The 12,913-nt window shown below is 41.1% G+C and carries 14 protein-coding genes; all 14 read right to left on the minus strand.

Annotated elements, in window-relative coordinates:
* Position 1: 1 nt before the first annotated feature.
* The 14 genes from rpsC to rpoC all read right to left on the minus strand — a co-directional run bounded on the left by rpsC (position 2) and on the right by rpoC (position 12,910).
* Entirely contained in the window at positions 2-658 is a 657-nt protein-coding gene (gene rpsC, locus AC0KUU_RS28045) for a 30S ribosomal protein S3 (RefSeq protein WP_013054933.1), read from the minus strand.
* A 3-nt stretch (positions 659-661) separates the two neighbouring features.
* Positions 662-1,003: a 50S ribosomal protein L22 gene (gene rplV, locus AC0KUU_RS28050; protein ID WP_013054932.1), complete on the minus strand. Its 342-nt coding sequence runs from the start codon at positions 1,001-1,003 to the stop codon at positions 662-664.
* Positions 1,004-1,022: 19 nt separating this feature from the next.
* Positions 1,023-1,301 (minus strand): 30S ribosomal protein S19, encoded by a 279-nt coding sequence (rpsS, locus tag AC0KUU_RS28055; protein WP_013054931.1) that lies wholly within the window; start codon positions 1,299-1,301, stop codon positions 1,023-1,025.
* 57 nt (positions 1,302-1,358) lie between these two features.
* A complete protein-coding gene (gene rplB, locus AC0KUU_RS28060; protein ID WP_013054930.1) occupies positions 1,359-2,189 on the minus strand; it encodes a 50S ribosomal protein L2 in 831 nt (276 codons plus the stop codon).
* Positions 2,190-2,216: 27 nt separating this feature from the next.
* A complete protein-coding gene (rplW, locus tag AC0KUU_RS28065; protein ID WP_013054929.1) occupies positions 2,217-2,504 on the minus strand; it encodes a 50S ribosomal protein L23 in 288 nt (95 codons plus the stop codon).
* Positions 2,504-3,127, minus strand: a complete 624-nt coding sequence (rplD, locus tag AC0KUU_RS28070) for a 50S ribosomal protein L4 (protein ID WP_013054928.1) — start codon at positions 3,125-3,127, stop codon at positions 2,504-2,506. Before rplD ends, rplW begins: the two co-directional genes overlap by 1 nt.
* A 28-nt stretch (positions 3,128-3,155) precedes the next feature.
* A complete protein-coding gene (rplC, locus tag AC0KUU_RS28075) occupies positions 3,156-3,785 on the minus strand; it encodes a 50S ribosomal protein L3 (RefSeq protein ID WP_013054927.1) in 630 nt (209 codons plus the stop codon).
* A gap of 41 nt (positions 3,786-3,826) precedes the next feature.
* Complete coding sequence (gene rpsJ, locus AC0KUU_RS28080; protein WP_013054926.1) at positions 3,827-4,135, minus strand: 30S ribosomal protein S10; 309 nt, start codon at positions 4,133-4,135, stop codon at positions 3,827-3,829.
* A gap of 315 nt (positions 4,136-4,450) precedes the next feature.
* The gene (tuf, locus tag AC0KUU_RS28085) at positions 4,451-5,641 is read right to left on the minus strand and encodes an elongation factor Tu (RefSeq protein WP_013081371.1); all 1,191 of its coding nucleotides are present in this window, start codon (positions 5,639-5,641) and stop codon (positions 4,451-4,453) included.
* Positions 5,642-5,757: 116 nt separating this feature from the next.
* Positions 5,758-7,836, minus strand: coding sequence for an elongation factor G (gene fusA / locus AC0KUU_RS28090; protein WP_043982712.1), 2,079 nt, complete (start codon positions 7,834-7,836; stop codon positions 5,758-5,760).
* Positions 7,837-7,893: 57 nt separating this feature from the next.
* Positions 7,894-8,364, minus strand: a complete 471-nt coding sequence (gene rpsG / locus AC0KUU_RS28095) for a 30S ribosomal protein S7 (RefSeq protein WP_013054923.1) — start codon at positions 8,362-8,364, stop codon at positions 7,894-7,896.
* 50 nt (positions 8,365-8,414) lie between these two features.
* Positions 8,415-8,837 carry a 30S ribosomal protein S12 gene (gene rpsL, locus AC0KUU_RS28100; protein ID WP_013054922.1) on the minus strand — a complete coding sequence of 141 codons (423 nt, stop codon included), beginning with the start codon at positions 8,835-8,837 and terminating at the stop codon, positions 8,415-8,417.
* A 99-nt stretch (positions 8,838-8,936) separates the two neighbouring features.
* Complete coding sequence (locus tag AC0KUU_RS28105; RefSeq protein WP_013054921.1) at positions 8,937-9,185, minus strand: 50S ribosomal protein L7ae-like protein; 249 nt, start codon at positions 9,183-9,185, stop codon at positions 8,937-8,939.
* Positions 9,186-9,316: 131 nt separating this feature from the next.
* On the minus strand, positions 9,317-12,910 hold the full coding sequence (gene rpoC / locus AC0KUU_RS28110) for a DNA-directed RNA polymerase subunit beta' (RefSeq protein ID WP_013081369.1): 3,594 nt from the start codon (positions 12,908-12,910) through the stop codon (positions 9,317-9,319).
* Positions 12,911-12,913 lie beyond the last annotated feature (3 nt).

A 12,913-nucleotide genomic window follows, 5' to 3' on the forward strand; every position in this document is an offset into this window, starting at 1 on the left:
ATTATTTTCCTCCTTCCTCAGTTTTCTTTTTAGTAGGAAGAACCTCTCCACGATAGATCCATACTTTCACACCAAGTTTACCATAAGTAGTATCTGCTTCAGCGTGAGCATAGTCAATATCAGCGCGAAGTGTATGAAGTGGAACTGTACCTTCACTGTAATATTCAGAACGAGCAATATCAGCTCCGCCTAAACGACCAGATACCATTGTTTTGATACCTTGTGCGCCAGCACGCATGCTACGTTGGATAGCTTGCTTTTGAGCACGACGGAATGATACACGGTTCTCAAGTTGGCGAGCGATGTTTTCAGCTACTAGTTTAGCATCTAAATCTGCTCGTTTAATTTCAAGGATGTTAATGTGTACACGCTTGCCTGTTAATTGGTTAAGAGCTTTACGAAGTGATTCTACTTCAGTACCACCTTTACCAATTACCATACCAGGTTTTGCAGTGTGGATCGTTACGTTTAAGCGGTTAGCAGCGCGTTCGATTTCAACTTTAGAAACAGCTGCATCGTTTAAACGTTTAGCGATATATTCACGTACTTTTAAGTCTTCATGTAATAAGTCAGCGTAGTCTTTGCCAGCGAACCATCTTGATTCCCAATCACGGATGACACCGACGCGAAGACCGACCGGATTTACCTTTTGACCCATGAATTATCCCTCCTTCTTTTCTGATACCACGATTGTGATGTGGCTTGTGCGCTTGTTAATTTGGCTTGCACGTCCCATAGCGCGTGGACGGAAACGTTTTAAAGTTGGACCTTCGTTAACAAAAGCGTCAGTAATAACTAAATTGTTAGCGTCCATTTCATAATTGTGTTCTGCATTGGCAATAGCAGATTTTAATACTTTCTCAACGACTGGAGAAGCAGCCTTCGGCGTGTGAAGTAGCACTGCTAGCGCTTCACCCACTTGCTTACCTCGAATTAAATCTACAACTAAACGAACTTTACGAGGAGCAATACGTACTGTTCTCGCGACAGCTTTAGCTTGCATTTAAAAGCCTCCTCTCATATTAGCGTCTTGTTTTCTTATCATCACTTGCGTGACCTTTGTAAGTACGAGATGGTGCGAATTCACCAAGTTTGTGACCTACCATGTCTTCAGTAACATAAACTGGTACATGTTTACGACCGTCATATACAGCAATTGTATGACCAATGAACTGAGGGAAGATAGTTGAACGACGAGACCAAGTTTTTACTACTTGCTTGCTGTCAGTTTCGTTTAACTTCTCAATTTTGTTGATTAAATGGTCATCTACAAAAGGTCCTTTCTTTAAGCTGCGACCCATAAATGAACCTCCCTTCGTGATTGTCCTACGGTTCGTTTGAACCGTAGCTCAATCCCGTTATTTTTTACGACGACGAACGATAAATTTATCGGATTTGTTTTTCTTCTTACGAGTTTTGTAACCAAGTGTTGGTTTACCCCATGGACTCATTGGAGACTTACGTCCGATTGGAGCACGTCCTTCACCACCACCGTGTGGGTGATCGTTAGGGTTCATTACAGAACCACGTACAGTTGGACGGATACCTAACCAACGAGAACGACCGGCTTTACCGATGTTGATTAACTCGTGTTGTTCGTTACCAACTTGACCTACAGTTGCACGACAAGTTGCAAGGATCATGCGTACTTCACCAGAAGTTAAACGTACTAATACGTATTTACCTTCTTTACCAAGTACTTGAGCAGATGTACCTGCAGAACGAACTAATTGTCCACCTTTACCAGGTTTCAATTCGATGTTGTGTACTACTGTACCAACAGGAATGTTAGCTAAAGGAAGCGCGTTACCTACTTTAATGTCAGCTTCAGGACCTGACATAACTTCTAAACCTACTTTTAGGTTTTTAGGAGCAAGGATGTAACGTTTTTCACCATCAGCATAATGAATTAATGCGATGTTAGCTGAACGGTTTGGATCATATTCGATTGTAGCAACGCGTCCAGGTATTCCATCTTTATCGCGTTTAAAATCGATGATACGGTATTGACGCTTGTGCCCACCACCTTGGTGACGAACAGTCAATTTACCTTGGTTGTTACGACCACCTTTTCTCTTGACAGGTGCAAGTAACGATTTTTCTGGTTTGTCAGTAGTAATTTCAGCGAAATCAGAAACTGACATGCCACGACGACCATTTGAGGTTGGTTTATACTTTTTAATCGCCATCTCAATTTCCCTCCTTCTCTAGTAATCTTAAGCTTCGAAGAATTCGATTTCGTTGCTCTCTTGAGTTAGTGTTACTACCGCTTTACGACGACGGTTAGTAAGACCACTGTAGCGACCTACACGCTTGAATTTACCTTTGTAGTTCATGATGTTTACTTTTTCAACTTTTACGTCAAAGATTTTTTCGATAGCATCTTTAACCTCAGTTTTATTAGCTCTTACATCAACATCAAACGTATATTTTTTCTCAGCCATTAAGTCTGTTGAACGTTCTGTAATTACGGGGCGCTTAATAATATCACGAGGATCTTTCATTATGCAAGCACCTCCTCTACTTTTTCAACTGCGTCTTTAGTGATTACAAGCTTATCATGGTTCATAACGTCTAATACGCTTAAACCATTAGCTGCAACAACTGTTACACCAGGAATATTACGTGCTGAAAGTGCAACGTTTTCGTTAAGATCAGCAGTTACTACTAATGCTTTGCGTTCTACTGTTAGGTTTTTAAGAACTGCTACCATTTCTTTTGTTTTTGGAGCATCAAAAGAAAGAGCTTCAAGAACAACGATGCTGTTATCTTGAACTTTAGTTGATAATGCAGACTTAATTGCTAAACGACGAACTTTTTTAGGTAATTTGTAGCTATAGCTTCTTGGAACTGGACCAAATACTACGCCACCACCACGCCATTGTGGAGAACGGATAGATCCTTGACGAGCACGACCAGTACCTTTTTGACGCCATGGCTTACGGCCACCGCCTCTTACTTCAGAACGATTTTTAACTTTAGAAGTACCTTGACGTTGAGATGCGCGTTGCATTACGATCGCGTCGAAAAGTACTTTGTTGTTTGGTTCGATACCGAAAACGGCATCTTGAAGTTCGATTTCTCCAACGTTTTCACCGTTTTGGTTAAACAATGCTACTTTTGGCATTGGTTATTCCTCCTTTCTCGAAGAATTATTATTTAGATTTAACTGCAGATTTAACAGTAACTAGAGATTTTCTAGCTCCTGGCACGTTACCTTTTACTAATAAAAGATTGCGTTCTGCGTCAACTTTAACGATTGATAAGTTTTGCACAGTGATGCGCTCTCCACCCATGCGTCCTGGTAATAATTTACCTTTGAATACGCGGTTTGGAGCTACAGGACCCATTGAACCTGGGCGACGGTGGTAGCGAGAACCATGAGACATAGGTCCGCGAGATTGTCCGTGGCGTTTAATAGCACCTTGGAAACCTTTACCTTTTGAGATTCCTGTTACATCAATTACATCGCCTTCTGCGAAAATATCAACCTTGACTTCTTGACCAACTTCATATGCTGAAGCGTCCACACCGCGTAACTCACGGATGAAGCGCTTAGGAGCAGTATTAGCTTTAGTAGCATGTCCTTTTGCAGGTTTGTTAGATAGTTTTTCACGGATATCTTCGAAACCTAATTGGATCGCTTCGTAACCGTCTGTCTCAGCGTTTTTAACTTGAAGAACTACGTTAGCAGAAGCTTCAATTACTGTTACTGGGATCAAGTCACCATTTTCAGCAAATACTTGAGTCATACCGATCTTTCTTCCTAAGATTCCTTTGGCCATTAGTCACACCTCCTAAGTATCTTTTCATTCTTTATTTTAAATTAAAGTTTAATTTCGATATCTACACCAGATGGTAAGTCTAAACGCATTAATGAATCAACAGTTTGTGGTGTTGGATTCACGATATCAATTAAGCGTTTATGCGTGCGCATTTCGAACTGCTCACGAGAATCTTTATATTTGTGTACTGCACGTAGAATTGTATAAATTGATTTTTCAGTCGGTAATGGAATCGGACCAGATACAGCCGCACCAGAACGTTTTGCAGTTTCTACGATTTTCTCAGCAGATTGATCAAGAATTCTGTGATCATATGCTTTTAAACGAATGCGAATTTTTTCTTTTGCCATTATTTTCCCTCCTTTTTCGCCTATTTTACAATAGACATTCTCCGCGGAAATTTCCCCACACTCGCCATGGCAAAGCGGCCGGGTGTGTCGGCAACCTTCCGCATCATCGCAGTCAAAGACCAACATTTTTATTATACTAAAAATGGGTTCATATTGCAACAATAAAGTTAAAAAACTTTTTTATGTGTCGCACACTTTTTTCATTATATATAAAAGGAGATCATTTTGCAAGTGTAATAGTAAAAACTATCTTTACCTTTTATCACCAAATAAAAAAGGAGTAGGTTACCCTACTCCCTTTACTGAAACGAGAAATTACTCGCTGATTTTAGCTACAACGCCAGCGCCTACTGTACGTCCACCTTCACGGATTGAGAATTTAGTACCTTCTTCAATCGCGATTGGAGCGATAAGTTCAACAGTCATTTCGATGTTGTCGCCAGGCATTACCATTTCTACGCCTTCAGGTAAGTTACAAATACCAGTTACATCAGTTGTACGGAAGTAGAACTGTGGACGGTAGTTTGTGAAGAATGGAGTGTGACGTCCACCTTCATCTTTAGAAAGAACGTATACTTCAGCAGTAAATTTAGTGTGTGGAGTGATTGAGCCTGGTTTAGCTAATACTTGTCCACGTTGGATTTCTTCACGTGCTACACCACGAAGTAAAGCACCGATGTTGTCGCCAGCTTCAGCATAGTCAAGAAGCTTACGGAACATTTCTACACCTGTTACAGTAGTAGATTTTGGCTCTTCAGTTAAACCGATGATGTCGATAACGTCACCAACTTTAACTTGTCCACGCTCTACACGACCTGTAGCAACTGTACCACGACCAGTGATTGAGAATACGTCCTCAACTGGCATCATGAATGGTTTTTCAGTGTCACGTTCTGGAGTTGGGATGTACTCATCAACAGCGTCCATAAGCTCGATGATTTTAGCTTCCCAATCAGCTTCGCCTTCAAGAGCTTTAAGAGCAGAACCTTTGATTACTGGTACATCGTCACCAGGGAAGTCGTATTCAGAAAGAAGGTCACGTACTTCCATTTCTACTAATTCAAGTAGCTCTTCGTCGTCTACCATGTCACATTTGTTTAAGAATACAACTAGGTAAGGTACACCTACTTGACGAGAAAGAAGGATGTGCTCACGAGTTTGTGGCATTGGACCATCAGCAGCAGATACTACTAAGATACCGCCATCCATTTGAGCAGCACCAGTGATCATGTTTTTAACATAGTCAGCATGTCCTGGGCAGTCAACGTGTGCATAGTGACGAGTGTCAGTTTCGTACTCAACGTGTGCAGTTGAGATTGTGATTCCACGCTCGCGCTCTTCTGGAGCAGCGTCGATCATGTCGTAAGCCATTGCTGCACCTTTACCACTTTTCTTAGCAAGAACAGTAGTGATAGCAGCTGTTAAAGTTGTTTTACCATGGTCAACGTGACCAATTGTACCGATATTGGCATGTGTTTTTGAACGGTCGAATTTTTCCTTAGCCATTCGAAAATCCTCCTTAAAATTCATGTAGTTTATGTTTTATGAGGCCGTGAAAGGGAATGAACTCCACTTTCACAGCGTACATAAGTAGTTATACTTCAATAAAGAGTGAAAATCAATTATTCACCTTTATTTTTTTTAATAATTTCTTCTGAAATTGATTTAGGAACTTCTTCGTAGTGATCGAAGTGCATAGAATATGTTCCGCGACCTTGAGTGTTTGAACGTAATGCAGTTGCATAACCAAACATTTCAGAAAGTGGAACGAATGCACGTACAACTTGAGCGTTACCGCGTGCTTCCATACCTTCTACACGTCCACGACGAGACGTAATGTCACCCATGATATCTCCTAAGTATTCGTCAGGGATAACAACTTCAACCTTCATCATTGGTTCAAGGATAGCTGGGCTACATTTTGATACTGCGTTTTTAAGAGCCATAGAAGCGGCAATTTTAAACGCCATCTCACTTGAGTCAACGTCATGGTAAGATCCATCAACTAAAGCAGCTTTGATATCGATTAATGGATAACCAGCAACAACACCGTTTTGTAATGCATCTTCAAGACCAGCTTGAACTGCAGGGATGTATTCACGTGGAACTACACCACCAACGATTTTGTTCTCAAATTCAAAGCCTTTTCCTTCTTCGTTAGGTTCGAACTCAATCCAAACGTGACCGAATTGTCCACGACCACCAGATTGACGAGCGAATTTACCTTCAACTTTCGCACCAGCGCGGAAAGTTTCACGGTAAGCTACTTGAGGAGCACCAACGTTTGCTTCTACTTTGAATTCGCGACGCATACGGTCAACGATGATATCAAGGTGAAGCTCACCCATACCAGAGATGATGATTTGACCAGTCTCTGTATTAGTTTCCGCACGGAAAGTTGGATCTTCTTCTTGTAACTTTTGAAGAGCTGTAGTCATTTTATCTTGGTCAGCTTTTGATTTTGGCTCAACAGATAAAGAGATAACTGGCTCTGGGAATTCCATAGACTCAAGAATTACAAGACTCTTTTCGTCACATAGAGTATCACCAGTAGAAGTATCTTTTAATCCTACAGCTGCCGCGATATCTCCAGCGTATACTTCAGAAATCTCTTCACGAGAGTTAGCATGCATTTGTAGGATACGACCTACACGCTCACGCTTACCTTTTGTAGAGTTTTTGATGTATGAACCAGAGCTTAGTACACCAGAGTACACACGGAAGAATGTTAATTTACCAACATAAGGGTCCGTCATAACTTTGAACGCTAATGCTGAGAAAGGAGCGTTGTCGCTAGACTCACGCGTAACTTCTTCTTCTGTGTCAGGTACGATACCTTGGATTGATGGTACATCTACTGGAGATGGTAGGTAATCAATTACTGCATCTAGCATTAATTGTACACCTTTGTTTTTGAATGCTGAACCACAGATAACTGGGTAGAATTCAACGTCACAAGTACCTTTACGGATACCAGCTTTTAGTTCTTCAACTGTAAGCTCGCCTTCGTCTAAGTACTTCATCATTAATTCTTCGTCAAGTTCTGCAACAGCTTCTACTAAGCTTGCACGATATTCTTCAGCTTGCTCTTTGTATTCCTCAGGAATTTCACGAGACTCTGAACGAGTACCTAAGTCATCTTCGTAGAAGTATGCTTTCATTTCCACTAGGTCAATGATTGCTTCGAACTCATCTTCAGCACCAATTGGCAACTGAATTGGGTGAGCATTTGCACCTAAACGATCGTGGATCGTTTTTACAGAGTACAAGAAGTCAGCACCAATTTTGTCCATTTTGTTAACGAATACGACACGGGGAACACCGTACGTAGTCGCTTGACGCCATACTGTTTCTGTTTGAGGCTCAACACCAGATTGAGCATCAAGAACTGCCACAGCGCCATCAAGTACACGTAATGAACGCTCAACTTCAACAGTGAAGTCTACGTGTCCAGGAGTATCAATGATGTTAACGCGGTGACCTTTCCAAGAAGCAGTTGTCGCAGCAGACGTGATAGTGATACCACGTTCTTGCTCTTGCTCCATCCAGTCCATTTGTGAAGCTCCTTCATGAGTTTCACCAATTTTATGGATACGGCCAGTATAATAAAGAACACGCTCAGTTGTTGTTGTTTTACCAGCATCAATGTGAGCCATGATCCCAATATTACGAGTGTTTTCTAAGGAGAACTCTCTTGCCATCTTAGGTATTTCTCCTTCCATATTATAATTTGTTTTTTAAAAAGTTTCGTTAAAAGATTACCAACGGTAATGAGCAAATGCTTTGTTAGCTTCTGCCATTTTGTGAGTATCTTCACGTTTCTTAACTGCAGCACCAGTGTTGTTAGCTGCATCAAGGATTTCGTTAGCTAAACGCTCTTCCATCGTTTTTTCTCCACGAAGACGAGCATAGTTTACTAACCAACGAAGACCTAAAGTAGTACGACGCTCTGGACGTACTTCTACAGGAACTTGGTAGTTAGAACCCCCTACACGGCGTGCTCTAACTTCTAGTACAGGCATGATGTTTTTAAGAGCTTGGTCGAATACTTCCATAGCTTCTTTACCACTGCGCTCTTGTACTAAATCGAATGCTCTATAAAGAATAGCTTGTGACTTACCGCGCTTTCCATCAAGCATCATTTTGTTGATTAAGCGAGATACAAGCTTAGAATTGTAAATCGGATCTGGTAATACGTCTCTTTTTGCAACAGGTCCCTTACGTGGCATTCTACTTCCTCCTTTCACTTTTAAAAGTTTATCTATTAATTGTTAAGCTATTATTTTTTAGCTGCTTTTGGTCGCTTAGTACCATATTTAGAACGACCTTGCATACGGCCATCCACACCAGCAGTATCAAGTGCACCACGTACGATATGGTAACGTACCCCTGGTAAATCTTTTACACGTCCACCGCGGATAAGTACCACGCTGTGTTCTTGTAAGTTGTGACCAATACCTGGGATATAAGCTGTTACCTCGATACCGTTTGTTAAACGTACACGAGCATATTTACGAAGAGCCGAGTTCGGTTTCTTCGGTGTCATAGTACCCACACGTGTACATACACCACGTTTTTGTGGAGAAGATTGGTTAGTTTGAGCTTTTTTGAAGCTGTTGTAACCTCTGTTTAAAGCAGGTGAGTCAGATTTTTTACCTTTACTCACACGACCATTACGGATTAATTGGTTAATAGTAGGCATTTAAATTTTCCTCCTTTCGCCTTTTGTAAGACCACACATCCAGGTGGTTCATTTTTTAGCAAAAAACAAAGTCTTTGAAACTAAAAGTTCAAAAACGTGTTAACTAATAATTGCAACAGTTGCAGCGTTAACTTCTATCCTACAAGCTTGACCAAGCTTTCGCATAGAAGGGACATACGTATACGGAACGTTTTCTTGCTGTGCTGTTTTTGCCACAATGGATGTGACATAAAAATCAGCGTCTTCAGCAATGATGACTTCCTTTACTGTACCTTTTTTTAATGCTTTCACCGTCTGCTTTGTTCCTACAATAATATGATCAGCCTGTAATACTTTTTCATAAGACATTATCATATCCTCCAAAGTAACAGGTAGTTTATAGGAGCACCTTTGATATAGTATCATTCCCTAGAATGGATGTCAACTAACGTTTTGTAGTTTTTTTAAAAAACATCCATTCTAGAGTAATGATTTTATAATTAGTCGATTGTTACCGTTTCTTCAGCTTGGTTTTTGATCGGTTCAGCATTACGATATCTCGTCATACCTGTACCAGCCGGAACTAGCTTACCAATGATAACATTCTCTTTAAGTCCAAGCAACTCATCACGTTTTCCTTTGATTGCAGCATCGGTAAGAACACGCGTTGTTTCTTGGAATGATGCAGCAGATAAGAAGGAATCAGTTTCAAGAGATGCTTTTGTAATACCAAGTAATACAGGACGACCCGTCGCTGGACGATTGCCTTCAAGTAATACTTTTTCATTTGCATCAGTGAATTGGTGAATATCAAGTAATGAACCTGGTAATACATCTGTATCTCCTGAATCCATTACGCGCACTTTACGAAGCATTTGGCGAACCATTACCTCTACGTGTTTATCTCCAATTTCTACCCCTTGCATACGGTATACTTTTTGCACCTCACGAAGCAAGTACTCTTGTACAGCCGTGATGTCTTTTACTTTTAGTAGTTCTTTAGGATCAATTGAACCTTCTGTTAATTCTTGACCACGTGCAATGCGCTGTCCTTCAATAACTTTCAGACGTGCACTGTACGGAGCTGTGTAAGAACGCGTTTCAATCTCTCCTTGAACAGTAATTTCATGTTGACGATCGCGTCCTTCAGAAATGCCGGCAATTGTACCTTCAATTTCAGAAATAACGGCTTGACCTTTAGGGTTACGCGCTTCGAAGATCTCTTGGATACGCGGTAAACCTTGAGTGATATCGTCTCCAGCAACCCCACCTGTATGGAATGTACGCATCGTTAACTGTGTACCTGGCTCACCGATAGATTGAGCAGCGATGATACCAACTGCTTCACCCACTTCAACTTCTGAACCAGTTGCAAGGTTACGACCGTAACATTTTTTACATACACCGTGGCGAGTGTTACAAGTGAATGCAGAACGAATCCATACTTCTTCAACACCAGCATCCACAATTGTTTCAGCTAGGTCTTCTGTAATTAGTTCGTTTTCTTTCACTAACACTTCGTTTGTTCCTGGGTGAAGTAGGGTTTTTCTTGCATAACGTCCAATTAGACGCTCATCAAGTTTCTCAATTTCTTCTGTTCCTTCTTTGATTGCAACAGCCAGAATACCGCGGTCTGTACCACAGTCGTCATCACGTACGATAACGTCTTGTGCCACGTCAACCAGACGACGAGTAAGGTAACCTGAGTCAGCAGTTTTAAGAGCCGTATCGGCAAGACCTTTACGTGCACCATGGGTAGAGATAAAGTACTCTAATACTGTTAAACCTTCACGGAAACTAGATTTGATTGGTAACTCAATGATACGACCAGACGGGTTGGCCATTAGTCCACGCATACCTGCAAGCTGAGTGAAGTTAGATGCGTTACCACGGGCACCAGAGTCACTCATCATGAAGATTGGGTTGCGTTTGTCTAATGACGCCATTAATTTACCCTGGATAACGTCTTTCGCGCTACTCCATACAGAGATAACACGCTCATAACGCTCATCTTCAGTAATTAAACCGCGACGGAATTGTTTTAGTACGTTATCTACTTTAGCTTGCGCTTCTGTTAAGATAACTTCTTTTTCTCCTAAAACCACGATATCAGCTACACCAACTGTAATACCGGCTTTAGTAGAATATTTGAAACCTAGGTCTTTCATACGGTCAAGCATTTTAGAAGTCTCAGTAATTTTGAAACGTTTAAATACTTCAGCGATAATATTACCTAAGATTTTTTTCTTAAACGGTGCGATAGCCGGTTGATTCTTGATGAATTCCTTCACATCTGCACCTTTTTCAACAAAGTACTTCTCAGGAGTTTTCACTTCTAAGTTTTCTCTTGTTGGTTCGTTAATGTATGGGAACGATTTTGGTAAAATTTCGTTGAAAACTAATTTACCAACCGTTGTAACAAGCAACTGTTGATTTTGTGCTTCTGTAAACGTTTCGTTGTTTAAAGAACCTGCATACACACCTACACGTGTATGAAGATGCACATAACCGTTTTGGTACGCTAATAGTGCTTCATTTGTATCCTTGAACACCATACCTTCTCCAACTGCCTCTTCACGCTCAAGCGTTAAGTAGTAGTTACCTAATACCATATCCTGTGAAGGTGTAACAACTGGTTTACCATCTTTAGGGTTCAAGATATTTTGAGCAGCAAGCATTAAGATACGTGCTTCTGCTTGTGCTTCTGCAGATAATGGAACGTGAACCGCCATTTGGTCACCGTCAAAGTCAGCGTTATATGCTGTACATACAAGCGGGTGAAGACGGATAGCGCGACCTTCTACAAGCGTAGGTTCAAATGCTTGAATACCTAGTCTGTGTAGCGTTGGTGCACGGTTTAAAAGAACTGGATGCTCTTTAATAACCGATTCTAATACGTCCCATACTTCAGGTTGCACGCGTTCAATTTTACGTTTTGCACTCTTGATGTTATGAGCTAAACCGCGTTCAACAAGCTCTTTCATTACGAAAGGTTTGAAAAGCTCTAACGCCATTTCTTTTGGAAGACCACATTGATACATCTTTAAGTTCGGACCTACAACGATTACCGAACGGCCAGAGTAGTCAACACGTTTACCTAATAAGTTTTGACGGAAGCGACCTTGCTTACCTTTTAACATGTGAGAAAGAGATTTTAATGGACGGTTACCTGGTCCTGTTACCGGACGTCCGCGACGACCATTATCGATTAATGCATCTACAGCTTCTTGAAGCATACGCTTTTCGTTTTGAACGATAATGCTAGGAGCTCCAAGGTCTAATAAACGCTTTAAGCGGTTGTTACGGTTAATTACACGACGATATAAATCATTTAGATCAGACGTAGCAAAGCGTCCACCATCTAATTGAACCATTGGACGAAGTTCTGGCGGAATAACCGGTAGAACGTCTAAAATCATCCAAGAAGGTTCGTTACCAGAATGACGGAAAGCCTCTAGTACTTCTAAACGTTTAATAGCACGTGTACGACGTTGACCTTGAGCAGTTTTCAATTCTTCTTTCAAAGCATCTACTTCTTTATCAAGATCGATGTCATGCAATAATTTCTTAACAGCTTCAGCACCCATTGCTGCATGGAAAGTTTGTCCGTACTTCTCACGATACGCACGGTATTCTTTCTCTGATAAAAGCTGTTTCTTTTCAAGTGGTGTATCACCAGCATCTGTTACTACATAAGAAGCAAAATAAATGATTTCCTCTAGCGCACGAGGGGACATGTCTAAGACAAGTCCCATGCGGCTAGGAATACCTTTAAAGTACCAAATATGAGAAACAGGTGCAGCTAGTTCGATATGACCCATGCGTTCACGACGAACTTTTGCGCGCGTAACTTCTACGCCGCAACGATCACATACAACACCTTTATAACGAACGCGCTTATATTTTCCACAATGACATTCCCAGTCCTTTTGTGGACCAAAAATACGCTCACAGAATAAGCCGTCTTTTTCAGGTTTTAACGTACGATAGTTGATCGTTTCAGGTTTTTTTACCTCACCGTACGACCAAGAACGAATTTTATCTGGCGAAGCTAGACCGATTTTCATATACTCAAAGTTATTTACATCTAGCAAGGA

The sequence above is a fragment of the Priestia sp. ST2 genome (assembly GCF_055810735.1).